Below are 19,039 nucleotides of genomic sequence, written 5' to 3'. Positions count from 1 at the left end.
GAAAAAAAATAAATAATGTCAGACAACAAAGTAATATTGAATTACGACGGTAATTCATATGAATATCCAATCGTGGATAGTACTATCGGAGACAGAGGAATTGATATTTCAAAATTAAGAGACCAGACAGGTTTAATCACTCTGGATTTAGGGTACAAAAACACTGGAGCTACCATTAGCGACATCACTTACTTAGACGGAGATAAAGGAGAATTATTCTACAGAGGTTATCCAATCGAGCAGATTGCTGAGAAATCTAACTTCACAGAAGTAATGTACCTTTTATTACATGGTGAACTGCCTACTCAAGAACAATTCGGTTCTTTCAACAACAACATTAAAAAATATAACTTTATAGCAGACGAGATGAAAAAAATCATCGATGTTTTCCCTCGTTCTGCCCATCCTATGGGAGTTTTATCTTCTTTAACTTCCGCTTTGACTGCTTTCAATCCTAAAGCTGTTAACGTAAACTCTAAAGAAGAAATGGACCACGCAGCAGAATTGATGATTGCCAAATTCTCTCACCTTTGTGCATGGACCTACAGAAAAACTCAGGGCCTTCCGCTTAACCACGGAGATAACAGCCTGAACTACGTAGAAAACTTCTACAAAATGGCATTCAGATTACCAAACGAAGAATTCGAAGTAAATCCGGTAATCGTAGATGCTCTTGATAAATTACTAATCCTTCATGCTGACCACGAACAAAACTGTTCTACTTCTACTGTAAGAATGGTAGGTTCTGCTCATACAGGTCTTTTTGCATCTATTTCTGCTGGTGTTTCCGCGCTTTGGGGACCACTTCACGGTGGTGCTAACCAGGCAGTGATCGAAATGCTTGAGCTGATCGATAAAGATGGAGGAGATGTTAATAAGTGGGTAGCAAAAGCTAAAGATAAAAATGACAGCTTCCGTTTAATGGGCTTTGGACACAGAGTGTACAAAAACTTTGATCCTAGAGCGAAAATCATTAAAAAAGCAGCAGATGATATCCTTAACGCATTGGGTATTCAGGATAAAGCTCTTGACATTGCAATGCAGTTAGAAAAAGTAGCTCTTGAAGACGAATACTTCGTAGAAAGAAAGCTATATCCAAACGTAGATTTCTATTCTGGTATTATTTACAGAGCATTAGGAATTCCTACAGAAATGTTCACTGTAATGTTTGCATTAGGAAGACTTCCGGGATGGATTTCTCAGTGGAAAGAAATGAGACTGAAAGGAGATCCTATCGGAAGACCGAGACAGGTTTACCAAGGTGCTCAGAAAAGAGATTACATCGATATTACAAACAGATAATATTCTGTTTTATCATAAACAAAATCCCAGAGCTTGCTTTGGGATTTTTTATTTTAAAGAGTTATATTTTATAAAATTTGGATGGATAATTTTATTAAATTTACCTTCATAAAGTAATCACTATCAATTGGTTTTGGTTTAAACCGGAATGATAGGGATTTTTCAAAAAAATCAATACTATGACTTTCGGACAGCAGATGTTATTTTTCTTCAGTGCGGTAGGAGCCTTTAATGGGTTCTTGCTCGGAACCTATCTTCTGTTTGTCAAGAAACTTAAAAACATTCCGGATTTCTTTTTAGGATTGATTTTATTGACTTTAAGTATCAGGGTTGGGATTTCCGTCTGTATCTATTTCTATCCGGACTGGCCGCAAATTATTCCGCACCTCGGGCTGTCGGCACTGTTTTTTACGGGACCGGCCTTATGTTTTTACATCAGGTCATCATTCCAAAAAGAAGAATTTGATTTAAAACAATGCAGATCATTTTTTGGGTTGTTGACGATGATGCTTGGAGCAGTCGGGTTGCTGTATTTGTTCTTCCCGGTTACATGGGATAAATATTTCGGGACCTTTATTTATACCGTTTGGTCAGTGTTTGTCCTGCTTGCTGTGTATCAGTATTATGTTTCTTCGAAGCAGACGGTACGAAATCCTAATAAGTTTATTTTTCCAGTAATGATCAGTAATGTGATCATTTTCATGGTATACCAATTAATTTCTACAGGGTGGGTACAGGTGTACTGTGCAGGCGGAAGTCTTGTATTCTCCTTTGTACTGTATGCCAACTTTTTAATTCTCTTCAGCAAAAAGTATGGTCAGGATTCTGTAAAAGGCATCCCGAAATACACCAATAAAAAGATTGCAGGAGAGCTCGCAGACAGCTTTGCTTCAAAACTTGAAAGACTGATGAATTCCGAAGAACTGTACAAGAATCCGAACCTTAAGTTAAATGATCTTGCAGTTAAAATGAACATGTCTGCTCATCAGCTTTCCCAGCTGCTGAATGATAACTTAGGTAAAAGCTTTTCTACCTATATCAATGAGTACAGGATCAATGAAGCCTGTCAGAAAATAGAAGAAGGCTCTTTTCTCAAGATTGAGGAGATCGGATATGAAGTTGGCTTTAATTCTAAGTCTACATTTTTTTCTACCTTCAAAAAAATTAAAAATACAACACCACTTTTGTACAGGCAATCACAAATCCCTTCTGAAGTGCGTTTCCAGAGTTCAGAATTATAATTTCGTACTGCGGAATTTAAACTTCAGAACCTGATTTTTCATACAGTCCAATACTTTTGGTACCATAAAATTTAAATGTATGAGTATCAGATTATGGATTTTCCTGTTTCTTTTATTAATGTCCTGTTTCATGAAAGGGCAGCAACAAATTAAGGGGAAAGTAATAGATTCGGAGACAAAAAAAGCTTTATCAGAAGCTGAAGTTTCTTTACTGGATAAACCAGGCCGGCAGATCATTCAAAAAACTCTGACTGATTCCTTAGGTTCTTTTCAGTTCGTGAATATACCGGCCGGCTCAGTTTTTATTATTGAGAAAAAAGAATATGACCGAAAGGAGCTGGATAAAATAGAAAGTCTTATTTTGGTTGAATTAAAGCCTGTTGCAGAAAGTATTTCCGAGGTTGTAATCCGCTCGCCATCTAAAAATATGAAACTAAGTGATGGAAATATCATTATGAGTGTTTCAGGGAATAAAGACTTTAAAACCTCTGCCAACCTTCTGGAAGTTTTAAGGAAGACACCCGGAATTTCTGTAGATCAGGAAGGCGCTATTTTGATGGGTGGAAGAATAAGTCCCGCAGTTTTTATTGACGGAAGACCTGTTGCCATGAGCAGCCTTGAATTACAGGCCTATCTGAGATCCTTATCTCCGGAAATGGTAGAATCACTGGAAGTGAATGGTAATCCTTCTTCAAAATACGATGCCGAATTTAAAGGAATCATTGACATCCGGTTGAAAAAAAACAGCAATCTCGGCTGGAAAGGCAACTATAATGGAAACATAAATACCAACAGGTTCAGCTACGGGGAAAATGCTTTAAATCTTTCCTATAACACCGAAAAAGTAGCCTATAGCTTGCAAACCAGTTATAACAGCGGTATTTCTACCTATCGCTATCAGGCATTACAGAAGCTTGCCAATACGAACATCATGCGGACCAACACCTATCAGGAAGATGAAGGAAAAGTATACAGTCTCGCAGGTGGGGCTGATTTCAGGCTGAATGATAAAAACAGGCTGAGCTTTAATGTGAGAGGAAATTTCCGTAGCAATGAACGGACCCGTTCGGGATCACTCTATGCTACCAATAAAGATGAATCACAGCTTGTCTTTAATACAGAAAGTGAAAATCCTACAGCATATTCCCAGGAAAATTATGGACTGACAGTTGATTATACATTTCGGAATAAGGGTTTTAATCTCAGTTTTATGGGAAACTATCTCTCTGTTAAAAACAAACAGAAAGATGATTTTATCAATAAAGATAAATCAACCTCTCAGCTTTTGTCTTACTGGAAGTCAGATCTGGTTAATAAAATTGATATCCAGACTGCGCAGATCGATATTTCCCAAAAAATTGGAAATTCAGACCTGGAAGCAGGGATAAAATACAGCCGCTCCGATACCAATAATAATATCCGGTACGATACCCTCTCTGCCGATAGCCATTTTATTTACGATCCTGAACGGAGCAACAGGTTTTCGTACAAAGAAAAAATAGCGGCAGGTTATATTTCATACAGCCATAAGTTGGGAAAGCTGCAGGTGAAAGCAGGGCTCAGGTTGGAGAATACTGACAGTATTTCAGATGCCGTTACCAAAGATTCCGTGGTGGCAAGAAATTACCTGGAATGGCTCCCTTCTTTCAGTGCATCATATCCGTTCAATCCTTCAAATGAATTATCATTTTCGTACAGCAGGAAAATCACCAGACCTGTATTTTCACAGCTCAATCCGTTCCGGTTTTATTTCAGTCCGCTGAATTACTGGATCGGAAACCCTTATCTTCAGCCCTCTTTCACCAGCCAGGTCAAACTTACTTACAGGTATAAGAACTGGATAACAAGTATTATTGTCGGAAAAGAAAAAGATGTAATGACCCGCTATCCGCTTTACAATCCGGAAACCAATGTGCTTGAATATCTGGGAACAAATCTCCCGTACCGAAAATTTGCTTCTGTAGAAACCAGTTTTCCCGTTAAAATAACAAAATGGTGGAACATGACAAGCCAGATTGCAGGATACTATAACGATGAATTCAGGCCATATCTGGAGGAAGTTTTTGCTCTAAAAGTATATAACTATGAGCTGAGAGTGAACCAGGTTTTTTCATTACCAAAAGGATATACCGTTAATCTCTTTGCGAATTATGAATCCAAAACAGGAAACAGCCTGTACATCATAAAACCAAGATATACAGTTGATCTGTCTGTGCAGAAATCATGGTTTAACAATACACTAAATACCAAGATAAGCTATAATAATATTTTTGATTCCTACGATCAGCGCTTGGAGTTCAGGCATAAACAAATCATGGATAACCGTCTTGCTCATTGGTGGGACAGCAATCGCCTGATCCTTTCGGTAGGGTACAGCTTTGGAAGCTCAAAATATCAGACCCACGAGATTCAGAGAACAGAAGAGGAAAGCAGGGCCAGATAAAAAAGAGAAACCTGCTTTAAAAGCAGGTTCAGTAGTTTGTTGGTTATGGGCAAACGCAGTTTCCACAAGTCCAGATTCTGCAGCTTCCGTCGTCATTCCATTCGCAGCAGTATCTTGGTTTAATTGGGCCAACACCTCCTACGATTGATTTTTGCTCGTTTCTTCCTAGTTTTTGTGCATTTTTAAGCACTGGATTTTTCTTGTTCATGATTTTGATTTTTTTGGTGTTAATAATTAAGTTTTAATTTATAATTCTATCAAATTATATCACTAAGATATGAATTTATTTTATAGAATGATTATTTTTTATTGCTTATGTAGATGAAAAATAGTTAGTTGTAAATAAAATAACGAAGGAGATTTAATGTGCTTATATGATTAAATATGAAATTTTATCCTGAAATATAGAATTGAGGGTTGAAAATAAACATCCTTAAATTCAAATTTATGCATAAAACAAACCAAAAGTTTTCCAGATAGAGACCTTTACTTATATTTGTAGTATTGCATAAATCTTTATGAAACTAAACATTAAAAACGAAACGGGCAGGTTGAAATCAGTTGTTCTGGGCCAGCCTAATTCAATGGGTCCCGTCCCGACACTGGAGGAAAGCTACGATGCCAAATCGTATTACTCCATCGAACACAATATGTATCCTAAAGAAGAGGATATTATCAACGAAATGAATGCCTTTGAAGCGGTATTGAAAAAATATGACGTAGAAGTGCTTCGGCCAAGCATCATCAAAGACTACAATCAGGTTTTTTCAAGAGATGTCGCTTTTGTGATTGACGATAAAATGATCATTTCAAATGTAATCGCAGACAGGGCCGATGAGCAGGACGCATATAAAAAAGTTTTTGAGAAAGTAGCATGGAGAAAAATCATCAACCTTCCGGAAACGGCCCACATTGAAGGAGGAGACGTGATTGTATGGGACGATTTCCTTTTTATTGGGACATGCTTTAGCGAAGATTACAGGAATTATAAAACAGCAAGAACCAACGAATACGCTATTGAAATTCTGAAAGAATATTTTCCGAAAAAAAGAATCATCGATCTTGAACTAAAAAAGAATGATAAGGTTCCGTTCGAAGGCATCCTGCATCTGGACTGTACCTTCAATCCGGTAGGAAAAGATAAATGTCTGATTTATAAAAACGGATTTGTAGATGAGAGCGATTACCGCCTGATCGTTGATATTTTTGGAGAAGAAAACTGTTTTCATCTTAATGATGAAGAAATGTTTGAAATGTTCCCGAATATCTTCTCTATTTCCCCTGAAGTGGTAGTTTCAGACAAAACATTTACAAGAATGAACAACCACCTGAGAAACGAATGGGGAATGACGGTAGAAGAAATTCCGTATCGTGAAATCTCTAAAATGGGCGGTTTGTTGAGATGCTCTACAATGCCTTTAGTAAGAGAGTAAGAGAGTAAGAGAGTAAGAGAGTAAGAGAGTAGAGAGTTTTAGGGTTGGAGTGTGAGAGTGTTTTAATTATAATTACTTGAAATAAATTTATATATGCCGACAATCAAGTTTCATCAGGATTTAAAAGTTTTTCAGAAATCTTTTGAAATGGCAATGCAGGTTTATGAACTCTCAAAATCCTTCCCTAAAGAAGAGCTCTATTCTCTTACAGATCAAATTAGAAGATCATCAAGATCGGTCTCGGCGAATATCAGTGAAGCTTGGGGAAAAAGAAAATATGAAAAATCTTTTATCGCTAAATTAACTGATTCTGAAGGCGAAGCAAGAGAGACCCAGACTTGGCTTCAGTTTGCCCTTGCTTGTAACTATATTAATGAAGAACAATTTAGTAATTTAAATAATCAGTATAATCAAATTATAGGGATGCTGGTCATTATGATCAGCCAGTCTGAAAAATGGTGCTCATTTTTATCTGTCAATCAGGATGATAAGGATGCCTAGAATCTCTGACTCTAAGACCCTCAAACCCAATAACTCAAAAAAATGCAGACAACAGATACAGTACTAATGATAGAGCCGGTTGCGTTCGGTTATAATGCAGAAACGGCAGAAAACAATTATTTTCAGGTAGAACAGACAGGTTCTGACATTCAGTCGAAAGCTTTGGCAGAATTCAACACCTTCGTTGGAAAACTCAGAAGCAAAGGGATCAATGTTATCACTATAAAAGATACACCGGATCCTCATACGCCGGATTCCATTTTTCCGAATAACTGGGTAAGCTTCCATAAAGACGGAAAAGTGGTTTTGTACCCGATGTTCGCTTCCAACAGAAGGGTGGAAAGAAGAGAGGATATTATTGAAAGCATCCAAAACCAGGGATTTGAAGTGGCTGAAATTGATGACTGGTCATTTCCTGAAACCCAGGGCCATTTCCTGGAAGGAACGGGAAGTATGATCTTTGACCACGACAATAAGATTGCCTATGGTTCTGTTTCTCTAAGACTTGACGAAAATTTGTTCAGGGAATTCTGTAAGAAATATGATTTTACTCCAATCGTTTTCCATTCTTACCAGACGGTAGGCACAGAAAGGCTTCCCATTTATCATACCAATGTTATGATGTGTGTGGCAGACCAATTTGTGGTGATTTGTCTGGACTGCATCGATGATGAGCTGGAAAGAGAAAAAGTAATCGAAACCATCAAAAATTCTGGAAAAGAGATTGTTGAAATTTCAGAAGAGCAAATGCAGCAGTTTGCAGGAAACATGCTCCAGGTTCAGAATAAAGAAGGTCAGAAATTCTTAGTAATGAGCCAGACCGCTTATCAGTCCCTGACTCCTGAACAGGTTGCCGCCATAGAAAAATACTGTGAAATCATCTATTCAGATCTGAATACCATTGAAGTGAACGGAGGAGGAAGTGCAAGATGTATGCTTGCAGAAGTTTTCCTTCCGAAAAAATAATACCTATCTGTTATTTGGAATAGAATTCCGGCCTTGGAACAGGGCCGGAATTTTTTTTGACAGGTTTCATTTCTTCAAATTGAGACAAAAGATAAAAAAGTTACCTAAATTTGTGACTTAAGCAAAAACTATGAAGATACAGCAGTACTTTTTAACATTCGCTGTTTTGCTGGGAATAGGTGTTGGTGCCCAGCAGAAAACATTTTGTAACCCTATTAACATTGATTACGGCTATACTCCGTTCGAAGTATTTTCGAAACAAGGCAAACACCGTGCTACGGCCGATCCCGTAATCGTTAACTTTAAAAATAAATTATTCCTTTTCTCTACCAATCAGGAAGGATACTGGTACAGCGATGATATGCTGGACTGGAAGTTTGTGAAAAGAAAATTCCTGAGGGATAATAAATACATCCATGATCTGAATGCTCCGGCAGTTTGGGCCATGAAAGATACCCTTTACGTTTATGGATCCACCTGGGAACAGGATTTCCCGATCTGGAAAAGTACCAATCCTACCAAAGACGACTGGAAAATAGCGGTGGATACTTTAAAAGTTGGTGCATGGGATCCGGCATTCCATTATGATGAAGATAAAAATAAACTGTATCTGTACTGGGGATCCAGTAATGAATGGCCATTGTTAGGAACTGAAGTGAAGGTTAAAAATCTGCAGTCAGAAGGCTTTGTGAAGCCCATTATAAAACTCAAGCCGGAAGACCATGGCTGGGAAAGGTTCGGGGAATACAATGATAATGTTTTTCTTCAGCCGTTTGTAGAAGGGGCGTGGATGACCAAACACAACGGAAAATATTATATGCAGTATGGAGCTCCAGCCACCGAATTCAGCGGATATTCTGATGGAGTGTATGTCAGCAAAAATCCTTTGGAAGGTTTTGAGTACCAGCAGCACAATCCTTTTTCCTATAAACCAGGAGGTTTTGCAAGAGGAGCAGGGCACGGAGCCACTTTTGAAGATAATTATAAAAACTGGTGGCATGTTTCAACCATCTTTATTTCCACTAAAAACAATTTTGAAAGAAGGCTTGGAATCTGGCCGGCAGGGTTTGATAAAGATGATGTAATGTACACCAATACGGCCTACGGAGATTATCCTACTTTCCTTCCGCAATATGCGCAGGGAAAAGATTTTTCAAAAGGGCTTTTTGCAGGCTGGATGCTGCTCAATTACAACAAGCCTGTTCAGGTTTCCTCTACATTGGGAGGTTACCAGCCGAATTTAGCGGTGGATGAAGATATTAAAACCTATTGGAGTGCTAAAACAGGTAATTCAGGGGAATGGTTCCAGACAGATCTTGGCGAGGTTTCCACAATCAATGCCATTCAGATTAATTATGCCGATCAGGATGCTGAATTTATGGGTAAAACCTTGGGTAAAATGCATCAGTACAAGATTTATGGTTCAAATGACGGAAAAAAATGGACTGTAGTTGTTGATAAAAGTAAAAATACCAAAGATGTTCCCCACGATTATGTAGAGCTTGAAAAACCTGCCAAAGCAAGATTCCTGAAAATAGAGAATCTTAAAATGCCTACCGGAAAATTTGCACTGAGCGGTTTCAGAGTATTTGGAAAAGGAGCAGGAGAAAAACCAAAGAAAGTGGAAGGATTTGTTCCTCTAAGAGCTGATCCTAAAAAATATGGGGAAAGAAGAAGCATCTGGATGAAATGGCAGCAGAACCAGGATGCAGACGGATACGTGATCTATTGGGGTAAATCTCCGGATAAATTATACGGAAGCATCATGGTATATGGGAAAAATGAGTACTTCTTTACCGGAGCGGATAGAACTGATGCTTACTATTTCCAGATCGAAGCTTTCAATGCGAACGGAATTTCAGAAAAAACGGAAATTGTAAAGTCTGAATAAGTAAAAGCAGACAGTTTCAACATTAAAATCTTAATTATCAAATCTGTAATATCAGCGGAATCTGCGAGAAATTTTTTAACGCAAAGATTTATTTTATTCCATTAGATTTCAGAGAGCAAAGAAGAATCAATTTTTCAAATTGATTGATGAAGCTTACTTAAAATAATACTATATATAAACGCTTTGAGGTTATCAAAGCGTTTGTTTTTTATCAATCTTTTTCAGGAAAGCATCAATTTTATTAATCAGGAATTGATCGTTCGGGGCTTTATCCCAGTCCAGATGACCTCCGTTGAATTCATAGGTTTCATACTTAACTTTATTCTGAATTAATACAGAATCCAGCTTTTTCATTTGGGATAAGGGAATCACCTGATCTCTGTTTCCATAATAAGAAATGGTAGGTGGAGAAGTTTCACAGATCCAGAAAACAGGATTAGGAATATCCGTATTTGTAATATCTGTTGGAGTTGGTTTTGAAGAATCAATCATATGTTTTTCAACAAAGGAATAATCGAAGTATTTCCTGAAATCACTACTGTTTAAATCTGCAGGTCCTACAATATTGACAATCGCCTTTACCTTTGTTCTGTGCTTATCGTCAAAAATGCTGTTATATCCGTATAACATTGATAAATGGGCACCGGCACTGTTTCCGAGTAAAATAAATTCGGGCTTACATTTCATTTCTGCAGATTTTTTCACCAGGAAGTCTAAAGCGCTGTCAATGTCATGGGTCTGATCGGGAAGAATAAAGGAATGATCAGTGGCCAGCCTGTAATCCATATTGGCAAAAACATAATCAGGAAATTTCTTCATCATTGAAAGGGTAAAAAACGTCAGATTTGTCTTGTCTCCGCCTTTCCAGCCTCCTCCATGAATGATTACAAAGATTCCCTTTATTGTATCCCTGTTGTCAGGTGTATAAAGATCCAGTTTTTGTTGAGCATCATTTCCGTAAGAAACATTTTCCTCCACATTAAAAGAAGCGTTTTCTCCAAGATGGACTGTTTTTTCTTTACACCCTATCCAGAGAGAACATATTAAAAGAAAGTATAGAAATGTCACAAAACTTTTATTCATACTCATAAAGATAGGAAAAACCCGCCGGAAATTCCGGCGGGCTTTACCACAAAAAATAATTGAATATGAAGAAATGATTGTTCTATCTTGTTCTGCTTTTGATGGCATCTGATGCGCCTTCGATGTCTCTTACCTTTTTCACTTTCTGGTTTCCGAAATTATAGGTAATGCTTAGTGTCATGCCTCTGTTGTATCTGTTCTGGTGGATATAGTTGTAGTTTCCATTGTCCTGGTAATCTTCAATTTCAATGATATTGGTTTTCAATACATCATTTACATTCAGGGCAAATGTCCATTCGTTCCAGATTTTTTTAAGGCTTAGATCCAGGCTCATAAGGTTTCTTAATACCCCAAGCTCAATCTGCTGCTTGTCTACAAAGAAGTAATTAACTCCGGCAAACCATGTTTTGTTTTTATCCAGACGGATGGTGTTGTTGGTTTGAATAACAATACTCGTTGATCTTCTTTTGTTTTCATAAGTTGGAAAAACATCTCCCGAAGTAGGATCTATACTTAAGCTTCCGTTATTGATATTACGCTGTACACCAATATTAAAATTAGTCGTCCAGTATTGTTTGAAAAGGGATTTTTGTATTCCTACCATGGCAGACATCTCCTGCTTGTCTCCGAAATTGGTACGGATGTACCTCAATTGAGTGTGTGGATCCATAATCGGCTGTCCATCTGGACCAGGGACAGGATTTCCCTGTGCATCAAGCCTCGGTTTCAGAATATCTCTTTGTAAAGGAACCTGTGTAATCACATCTTTAAAATAAGAATGGTTTAAAATCAGGAAATATGAATTTTTATACATATAGGTAAGCTCCTGGTTATAAGTGGAAGATGCTTTTACAAAAGGATTGTTCTGTGTATAATTATCTTCAGTCAAAATATTTCTTACCGGATTAATTTCCCAGAAGCTAGGTCTTCTCATTCTGCTTGAAAATGCATAGGAAATATTGTTTTTATCATTGATGGCATAATTCAGGCTCAGATAAGGCAAAAGGTTGTTGTAATTTCTCTCAATTCTTTGCAGGTCGGCAGTTGGAGCATTATCAGAAGTTCCTAGACTATGGGTGATTTCATATCGGGTTCCGATTTTTCCTGAAAATTTATCAGAGAACTTTTTTTCAAGGGTTAAATAAACCCCGTAAATGCTTTCATCATAGATAAAATGATTAGGTTCTGGTTTTTGTTTTATCAGTTGACCCTTTTTATCAAATTCGTAGGTATAATTCTTAGTATCGTTGTCTGTTTTTGTTTTATTGTAGTTTCCTCCTACAGATACAGTGAAATCATTTTTAAACTTTTGAATATAATCAGCCATTCCCGAAAAGTTATTAATAATCTGAGGCAGGTCCTGGATCACCTGTTTGCCCAGCAAGGAGTAATTTCCGGAAGCATCTGGAAAAAGAGTTCTGTTATCAGTGTACTGGAATCTCTTATAATTCAGATAGGCTGCGTTAAGATTTAGTTTACTTCCTAAAGAATCTGTTTTAAGCTCATAGTTCAGGTTGAATGAGTTGTTATAAGAACGGGCATTCTCATTATTTTTTGAATTGCTGTAATTATAAATATAATCTTTGCTGTCTGCATCGTAGGAACGAACTGTATTGTACAGATCTACAGTAGAATTATAGCTTCTGTTGGCCCATGTATTCCATGTTAGTGCCAGGTTGCTGTTTTCTGTAAGCTGATAATCAATGTTGAGGTAACCGCCTAAATTTTTATTTGGGTCATTGATGTCTCCTTTGGATTCGTTGGAAGAAAGGCTGTTTCCGTTCCTCAAAGTATAAGTTTGAGCTTCTATATTTTCACCGCCGTTAAGATTGGCACTGATTCCCAATTTATCTTTCCTGTAATTGATGGAAAAAGCTGCTGAGCTTGCATTATATTTATTTTGCGAATTAGACATTCTCATGTTTCCGCTGGTACCGTCGCTCATTTTTTTCTTTAAAACGATATTGATGATCCCATCCGAAGATTCTACCTGATACTCACTTCCGGGAACAGTAATCACTTCAATTTTCTGAATATTTTCTGCCGGTGTATTTTTAAGGAACTGAACCAGAGATTCAGTATCCATATTGGTTTTTCTTCCGTTAATGTAGATCAGGGCATTATTTTTTCCGGCAATCTTTAATGTTTTATCATCTGTTGAAGAAAGGAGGGGAGTCTGCTTCAACAGGTCAAAAGTAGTATTTCCTTTGGCTACCGGAGAAGCTGCTACGTCGTATACAAAACGGTCGCTTTGCTTTTTAAAAACCTGTTTGGTAAGGGTAATTCCTTCTATGGATTTTGTTTTTACGGTATCGGATTTTTTTTCCTGAGCGAAAACTACGCTTCCTGAAATGGCTGCTGCCAGTATAATGATCTTTTTCATGATTCTTCTTATTTAAGTGTGGTTGTGGCTGTAAATTTTATAATAGTTTATGTCCTTGATTTTATAGCATCGTTTGCTGATTTCATTTCTCTGGCCTTTTTCAGCTTCTGGTTTCCGAAGTTGTAGGTTACCCCGATGTTCAGGATTCTTGGATATTCGAAATTGACCACATTGTTATAGCTTCCGTTAGGCTGTATACCCTGAATGCTGTTGAAATTCTGGTTAAACAGATCATATACTTCCGCTACAAATGTCCAGTTTCCAAGGATTTTCTTTAAGCTTACATCAAAGCTCTGTCTTACCCCAAGAGTTCCACTTTCAATTTTTACCTTGCTTCCATAGTAATAATTAACTCCCAGGAACCAGTCTTTATTAGAAGACAGACGAATGGTGTTATTAATATTACCGGATATATTGAAGTTTTTGAAATCAATGACATAAGGATTTACTACCTCTATCTGCCCGGGAACCGGAACTGAAGTCGGGTCTTCAGATACCGTTCCTTTATAGATACTGTACCCTAAATTCACGGAATAATTGGTTGTCCAGATCTCTTTGAACCAGGATTTATTCATTCCCAGGGTCAGCCCCAGCTGTTTGTTATTTCCATAATTGGTTCTGATATATCTTAAGAATTTTGTGGTAACCATTACAGGATTTCCATTGGCATCTTTTTCAGGTTTTGTTACTGTTCCCTGAAGCGGGATCTGGTTGGAAGCATCTTCCACATAATTAAAGCTCAGGTTGGCAAAAAATGCATTTTTGTACATATAGCTGATTTCCTGATTGTAAAATTTGGAAGCCAGTACGAACGGGTTATTCTGTGTATAATTATTAGGGGTAAAATAAGTTCTTGAAGGATTCAGTTCCCAGAATCTTGGTCTTCTGATCCTGCTGGAAAAGCTGTAGCTAAGATTATGATCTGAGTTGATCGCATAATTCAGATTAAGATAGGGAAGAAGGTTATTATAGTTTCTGTCAAAGCTCGTTTTATCCAGGATTTCACCGCTGCTTCTGGTCATTTCATAGCGGGTGCCTACTTTACCTGAGAACTTTTCGCTCAATTTTCTTTCGTAGGTAATATAAGCTCCCAGAATTCTTTCCTTATATATAAAGTGATTCGTCTGGTTTACATCATTAATGATCACATTGTCTATAATATCATCCTGTCTCGTGTCGTTATCTGTATTCGTATGATTATAGCTCAGTCCCATCAGCCATGTGCTGCCTTTGGAAGTTTTTTTCAGATAGTCGATATTCGCAGCATAATTATTAATGATCTGCGGTACCGACTGCTGTAAAGCACTGTATTCGTTTTTAGGATCATTGTTCAATGGAAAACTTTCATTGATGCTCATTTTATCCCTGTTGAACCATAAATAAGAGATATTGGAAGTAATTTTGCTGCCGATAGAATCTGTTTTTATTTCATAGTTTAGATTAAAAGAGTGGTTTCTTGTCTGGGCATTTTCGTTGTTGATGGTTCTGTTGACAAGGGTGCCATTCTGCCAGTTCGTCACATCAAGGATTGAATTGAAGCTTTTATTGTATCTCATATTATAAGTAAACCCTAAGCTGTGATTCTTATTGATCTCATAATCAATATTTACGCTTCCGCCGAGATTTTTATTAGGATCATCATTGTACCCCAGAGATTCGTTCCTGAATGTGGAATCACCATTGGAAAGCGTATATCTTTCTCTGTCTGTCCAGCTTCCTGTATTGAAATTGGAGTTTACAGACCATTTGTTTTTTCTGAAATTAAACGAAACCCCTGCAGAAGGATTATTGTAATAAGCTTGTTCATTGTTCATTTTCAGGGTTCCATTGTAGCCGTCATTTTTTTTCTTTTTCATCACAATATTGATGACGCCTTCATTGGATTCTACCTGAAATTCACTTCCCGGCGTAGTAATCACTTCAATTTTCTGGATGTCTTCAGAGGGAGTACCTTTCAGCATTTCTATAAGAGCTTCGGCATCCATATTGGTTTTTTTGTTGTTGATGTAAACCACTACATCAGATTTTCCCATAATCTTCAGTGATTTTCCATCGATACTTGAAACCATTGGTGTTTGTTTCAAAAGATTGAAAGTATTCGTTCCCTTTGCAATCGGGGAGGAAGCTACATCGTAAATGAAACGGTCACTCTGTTTTTTGAAAACCTGTTTCTTGATATTGACGGCTTCAATGTTTTTTACTTTCAGGGTATCTTTTGACTGCTGGGCAGCTGCCAGTCCGCTGAAAAATAAGGCGGCAATAAAGATTTGAGTTTTCATGATTATTTTATTTTAGTTGTTTAATAGCTTGTATTTGTTATTATTTAACATAGCAAAGATATATAATAAAAACAGTATCATGCAATACAAAGTACTTAAAATGTTTTTAAAATAAATTTAACTAATTGATTATCAGTTAGTAAAATTTTGGGTTAAAATTTCAAATTATCTTTAACTTTCTATAATTAGACAATTCAACAGGATATTTTGTTACACTGAAGGTTAAAATTTGATCAAAATTTAATAGAAGTGAGGGGAAGTTTAGTGAAAGATGCGGGCGGCATGAGGTATTTATAGAGTATTACCACTTAAATAAAAAAGGACCATTACGGTCCTTTTTTTGATATTATAATATTATTCCCGGTCGAATCGGGCTAATTGTTTGTCTATCCAAATGGTGGCAAACGGGAAAAACGCAGCAATTAAAGCAAAAACGCTGTCTTCATCATCCCATTCATATATTTTTCTTATTGCAGGAAGAAATATCAGGTATAGTGTAAAGAAAAATCCGTGGATACTGCCGATAGTACTGATGTAAACAATAGGTAAAACTCCTTCCGGATCAATACGTATCCAGGTCATCGCCGTGAATAGAAAAAACCATGAAACCGCTTCAGCCAAACAGATCAGCTTAAACCATTTGATGACTTTTTCCTGAGGATATTTTGAGAAAAATTTTTCGATGAATTCCATTCTTAACGTATAAGTGATGATTGTAATTTATAATCAGAACTTGAGCACAATTGCAAAATTACTTATAAAAACTGCTTCCATCCAAATATTCAAAGACTTCCGGTGGAAGCATCGGGCGTACATTTTTTCCATCTCTGATCATATTTCTGATCTCTGTGGCAGACAATTCAATTACAGGAGCTTTGATCATAGAAATATTTTCATGCTGCAAGTATTCGGAATCTTTCTTTTCCCCTTCAAAAACCCTTGGATATACAATAATATGATGATTTTTAATCAGCAGATCAGAGTTTTTCCACTTATGAAGGCTGTCAAGATTATCCTCCCCCATAATCAGGCTGAAAGAATAATCGGGATACTTTTCATGAAGATAGGTAAGTGTATCAATGGTGTAACTCGGCTTAGGAAGTGAAAATTCCACATTTGAAGCTCTCATTTTCGGATAGCTTTTTACAGCAAGTTGTACCATGTCCAGCCTGTTGTGATCTTTTAGAAGGGATTTTTTATCCTTAAAGGGGTTCTGTGGACTTACTACAAACCACAATTCATCCATATCCGAATTTTCCAGAATATAATTTGCCAGAATTAAATGACCGATATGTATAGGATTAAAAGAACCAAAAAATAAACCGATTTTTTTCATTGATTGCTAGGGATTAGGTATAAGGACTTAGGGATTAGGGGAGGGTTGCAGTTTTGTAATGATGGCATTAAGCATTTTTTGATATTTCAGATATTTTTCCGGTTAAGCTTTCAAATTCTTCGGAAGACAAATAATTTAAATTTTTTGCAATAATAAGTTGTGTGTCCAGTTCGGTACAGCTTCCCCTGGCAATTTTTAAAAATTGAAGGTAATCCAGTGTTGATCTTCTTTAGTGCCCCTCGGCAATATTGGATGGGATAGAAATGGAAGAGCGCCGAATCTGGCTGGTAAGAGAATAAAGTTCTTCTTTCGGGAAACTTTTAGTGCACGTATAAATTTCAGTAACATAATCCACTGATTTCTGCCATACCGATAATTCCTTATAATTTCCCATAGCCCTAATCCCTGTTACCTAATTCCTAATCCCTAAATTTCACATCCTTTATATTTAAATAATGCGTTACATTGCCTTTCCAGTGATTTTCTTCCAAAGTAAAAGCAAGATCAAAGTTTTTATTTTTAAAATCTTCCACGTACTGTCCGAGCTTGAAGCCTACGCATTCTATATTTCTGCCGGTGGATTCCTGCTTGATGTAAAACTTCAGGTGGTTATTGTCTTTTCCCATTGTTTTTACATAGCCGGATAGTTTCTGGTCAGTTAGAGTAAGAATAGGTTTCATATTATGAGGTCCGAACGGTGCCAGCTTTCTGTGGAAATTAATAAATTCCCTGTTGATTTCATCAATTTTAATCTCGGAATCAATCGTGATGGAAGGTTCCTGCTGGTGTTCCTGGATTTTTTCAGAGACTATTTTCTCAAATTTTATTTTGAAAGCTTCAAATTTGTCCTTTTCCATGGAAAGTCCCGCAGCAGCATGATGGCCGCCAAATTTCAGAAAAAATTCAGAACACATATCCAGCGCCTCGTGCACATCAAAATCCGAAACCGATCTGGCAGAAGCTACCATCTCCCCATTATTACCGTCAGTAAATACAAGAGTCGGCTTATAATAAGTTTCAATAAGTCTAGAAGCTACAATTCCGATTACCCCTTTGTTCCATTCAGGGTGATAAACAATAGTTGAATATTTTGTCTGCTGCTGGGATTCAACGATTTGGTTCAATGCAGAAAGAGTGGAATTCATATCGAGTTCGCGCCTTTCATCATTAAGATCCATAATATCGCTGACGATCTGGTTGGCATGTTTCAGGTTGTCCGAAACCATAAGTTCCACCGCAGCTTTTCCCTGTGAAATTCTTCCGGCAGCATTAATTTTTGGAGCAATTTCAAAAACAATATTTGAAATTTCAAAGTGAGAAAGCTTATCTTCAGGAATTAATAGCCTTAATCCCAGATTTCTGGTTTTTCTGAGGACTTTTAAGCCCATTTTTGCCAAAACTCTGTTTTCGCCGGTCATCGAAACAATATCTGCGGCAATGGAAATAGCCAGAAGGTCTGTAAGCTCGAATAATTCGGCCTCAGGAATTTTATAGATGGTATTCAGTCCCTGGCAAAGCTTAAAGCCCACACCACATCCTGAAAGTTCTTTAAAAGGATATCTGCAGTCATTTCTTTTCGGATCCAGAACAGCTACTGCATTAGGGATCTCTTCACCCGGAAGGTGGTGATCACAGATGATAAAATCAATATCCTTGTCCTGGGCATATTTTACCATGTCGGTTGCTTTGATCCCGCAGTCTAAAGCGATAATCAGGGAAAAATCGTTTTCTTTGGCAAAATCAATACCTTCGGTAGAAATTCCGTATCCTTCAGAATTCCTGTCCGGGATGTAATAATCTAAATATTTTTTCTCAACAATTTTGCTGAGGTAAAGGTACATGAGGGCAACGGCTGTGGTTCCGTCTACATCGTAATCTCCATAAACCAGTATTTTCTCACCGTTTTCAATGGCTGTGGCAATGCGCTCTACAGCTTTCTGCATATCTGCCATTAAGAACGGGTTGTGTATATCGTTGAGGTTCGGTTTGAAGAATTCTCTGGCCTTTTGATAATTGTCAATTCCTCTTAGAACGAGGAGTTTAGATTCAAAAGTACCAAAACCAAGTGACGAACTTAATCTGTCCACAACTTCCTCATCGGGTTCGGGCTTGTAAATCCATTTCTGACTCATTTCACAAAAATAGGGAAAAAAAATAGCATTTTGAAATGATTGAAGATGA

At 37.2% G+C, this 19,039-nt stretch carries 14 protein-coding genes and 1 pseudogene; 7 read left to right on the top strand and 8 right to left on the bottom strand.

All coding sequences use genetic code 11. From position 1 onward, the window contains the following. Positions 1 to 15: 15 nt before the first annotated feature. The 3 genes from ACM40_RS01760 (at position 16) to ACM40_RS01750 (ending at position 4,986) form a co-directional block, all read left to right on the top strand. A complete protein-coding gene (locus tag ACM40_RS01760; RefSeq protein ID WP_048501133.1) occupies positions 16 to 1,302 on the top strand; it encodes a citrate synthase in 1,287 nt (428 codons plus the stop codon). Between the two features lie 179 nt (positions 1,303 to 1,481). Next, a complete protein-coding gene (locus ACM40_RS01755) occupies positions 1,482 to 2,543 on the top strand; it encodes a helix-turn-helix domain-containing protein (RefSeq protein WP_048501132.1) in 1,062 nt (353 codons plus the stop codon). Between the two features lie 79 nt (positions 2,544 to 2,622). Next, positions 2,623 to 4,986: a TonB-dependent receptor domain-containing protein gene (locus ACM40_RS01750; protein WP_228376118.1), complete on the top strand. Its 2,364-nt coding sequence runs from the start codon at positions 2,623 to 2,625 to the stop codon at positions 4,984 to 4,986. Between the two features lie 43 nt (positions 4,987 to 5,029). Here the strand turns inward: ACM40_RS01750 and ACM40_RS20450 are convergent, their stop codons facing one another. Further along, positions 5,030 to 5,194: a hypothetical protein gene (locus ACM40_RS20450; protein WP_165579264.1), complete on the bottom strand. Its 165-nt coding sequence runs from the start codon at positions 5,192 to 5,194 to the stop codon at positions 5,030 to 5,032. A 310-nt stretch (positions 5,195 to 5,504) separates the two neighbouring features. On the opposite strand from ACM40_RS20450, the gene ACM40_RS01745 reads away from it, so the two are divergent. From ACM40_RS01745 to ACM40_RS01730, 4 genes are all read left to right on the top strand, one after another. Beyond that, positions 5,505 to 6,419, top strand: a complete 915-nt coding sequence (locus ACM40_RS01745; protein ID WP_040993558.1) for a dimethylarginine dimethylaminohydrolase family protein — start codon at positions 5,505 to 5,507, stop codon at positions 6,417 to 6,419. A gap of 93 nt (positions 6,420 to 6,512) precedes the next feature. After that, on the top strand, positions 6,513 to 6,920 hold the full coding sequence (locus ACM40_RS01740; RefSeq protein WP_048501131.1) for a four helix bundle protein: 408 nt from the start codon (positions 6,513 to 6,515) through the stop codon (positions 6,918 to 6,920). A 42-nt stretch (positions 6,921 to 6,962) separates the two neighbouring features. Further along, complete coding sequence (gene ctlX / locus ACM40_RS01735; protein WP_048501130.1) at positions 6,963 to 7,886, top strand: citrulline utilization hydrolase CtlX; 924 nt, start codon at positions 6,963 to 6,965, stop codon at positions 7,884 to 7,886. 130 nt (positions 7,887 to 8,016) lie between these two features. Then, positions 8,017 to 9,777 (top strand): discoidin domain-containing protein, encoded by a 1,761-nt coding sequence (locus tag ACM40_RS01730; RefSeq protein ID WP_083996763.1) that lies wholly within the window; start codon positions 8,017 to 8,019, stop codon positions 9,775 to 9,777. A gap of 192 nt (positions 9,778 to 9,969) precedes the next feature. On the opposite strand, the gene ACM40_RS01725 is transcribed toward ACM40_RS01730, so the two are convergent. From ACM40_RS01725 to recJ, 7 genes and pseudogenes are all read right to left on the bottom strand, one after another. Beyond that, on the bottom strand, positions 9,970 to 10,860 hold the full coding sequence (locus ACM40_RS01725; RefSeq protein ID WP_048501129.1) for an alpha/beta hydrolase: 891 nt from the start codon (positions 10,858 to 10,860) through the stop codon (positions 9,970 to 9,972). A gap of 82 nt (positions 10,861 to 10,942) precedes the next feature. Further along, positions 10,943 to 13,243, bottom strand: a complete 2,301-nt coding sequence (locus ACM40_RS01720; protein ID WP_048501128.1) for a TonB-dependent receptor domain-containing protein — start codon at positions 13,241 to 13,243, stop codon at positions 10,943 to 10,945. A gap of 47 nt (positions 13,244 to 13,290) precedes the next feature. Continuing rightward, a complete protein-coding gene (locus tag ACM40_RS01715; RefSeq protein ID WP_048501127.1) occupies positions 13,291 to 15,522 on the bottom strand; it encodes an outer membrane beta-barrel family protein in 2,232 nt (743 codons plus the stop codon). 354 nt (positions 15,523 to 15,876) lie between these two features. After that, positions 15,877 to 16,215 carry a DUF3817 domain-containing protein gene (locus tag ACM40_RS01710; RefSeq protein ID WP_040993564.1) on the bottom strand — a complete coding sequence of 113 codons (339 nt, stop codon included), beginning with the start codon at positions 16,213 to 16,215 and terminating at the stop codon, positions 15,877 to 15,879. A 58-nt stretch (positions 16,216 to 16,273) separates the two neighbouring features. Then, positions 16,274 to 16,858: a nicotinate (nicotinamide) nucleotide adenylyltransferase gene (gene nadD, locus ACM40_RS01705; RefSeq protein WP_048501126.1), complete on the bottom strand. Its 585-nt coding sequence runs from the start codon at positions 16,856 to 16,858 to the stop codon at positions 16,274 to 16,276. 67 nt (positions 16,859 to 16,925) lie between these two features. Continuing rightward, positions 16,926 to 17,252 (bottom strand): annotated as a pseudogene (locus tag ACM40_RS01700) (four helix bundle protein). 25 nt (positions 17,253 to 17,277) lie between these two features. Beyond that, positions 17,278 to 18,990 (bottom strand): single-stranded-DNA-specific exonuclease RecJ, encoded by a 1,713-nt coding sequence (gene recJ / locus ACM40_RS01695; protein ID WP_048501125.1) that lies wholly within the window; start codon positions 18,988 to 18,990, stop codon positions 17,278 to 17,280. Between the last annotated feature and the right edge of the window lie 49 nt (positions 18,991 to 19,039).

The sequence above is a fragment of the Chryseobacterium sp. BLS98 genome, from assembly GCF_001045445.1.
Taxonomy (GTDB): domain Bacteria; phylum Bacteroidota; class Bacteroidia; order Flavobacteriales; family Weeksellaceae; genus Chryseobacterium.
Note: the sequence above shows the minus strand (reverse complement) of the source record. Positions and strands in the feature narration are given on the sequence as shown.

Bases quoted from the DNA above. Each gene is read 5' to 3' on its own strand.
- ACM40_RS01760 (WP_048501133.1), top strand. From the start codon at position 16: ATGTCAGACAACAAAGTAATATTGAATTACGACGGTAATTCATATGAA.
- ACM40_RS01755 (WP_048501132.1), top strand. From the start codon at position 1,482: ATGACTTTCGGACAGCAGATGTTATTTTTCTTCAGTGCGGTAGGAGCC.
- ACM40_RS01750 (WP_228376118.1), top strand. From the start codon at position 2,623: ATGAGTATCAGATTATGGATTTTCCTGTTTCTTTTATTAATGTCCTGT.
- ACM40_RS20450 (WP_165579264.1), bottom strand. From the start codon at position 5,194: ATGAACAAGAAAAATCCAGTGCTTAAAAATGCACAAAAACTAGGAAGA.
- ACM40_RS01745 (WP_040993558.1), top strand. From the start codon at position 5,505: ATGAAACTAAACATTAAAAACGAAACGGGCAGGTTGAAATCAGTTGTT.
- ACM40_RS01740 (WP_048501131.1), top strand. From the start codon at position 6,513: ATGCCGACAATCAAGTTTCATCAGGATTTAAAAGTTTTTCAGAAATCT.
- ctlX (WP_048501130.1), top strand. From the start codon at position 6,963: ATGCAGACAACAGATACAGTACTAATGATAGAGCCGGTTGCGTTCGGT.
- ACM40_RS01730 (WP_083996763.1), top strand. From the start codon at position 8,017: ATGAAGATACAGCAGTACTTTTTAACATTCGCTGTTTTGCTGGGAATA.
- ACM40_RS01725 (WP_048501129.1), bottom strand. From the start codon at position 10,860: ATGAATAAAAGTTTTGTGACATTTCTATACTTTCTTTTAATATGTTCT.
- ACM40_RS01720 (WP_048501128.1), bottom strand. From the start codon at position 13,243: ATGAAAAAGATCATTATACTGGCAGCAGCCATTTCAGGAAGCGTAGTT.
- ACM40_RS01715 (WP_048501127.1), bottom strand. From the start codon at position 15,522: ATGAAAACTCAAATCTTTATTGCCGCCTTATTTTTCAGCGGACTGGCA.
- ACM40_RS01710 (WP_040993564.1), bottom strand. From the start codon at position 16,215: ATGGAATTCATCGAAAAATTTTTCTCAAAATATCCTCAGGAAAAAGTC.
- nadD (WP_048501126.1), bottom strand. From the start codon at position 16,858: ATGAAAAAAATCGGTTTATTTTTTGGTTCTTTTAATCCTATACATATC.
- recJ (WP_048501125.1), bottom strand. From the start codon at position 18,990: ATGAGTCAGAAATGGATTTACAAGCCCGAACCCGATGAGGAAGTTGTG.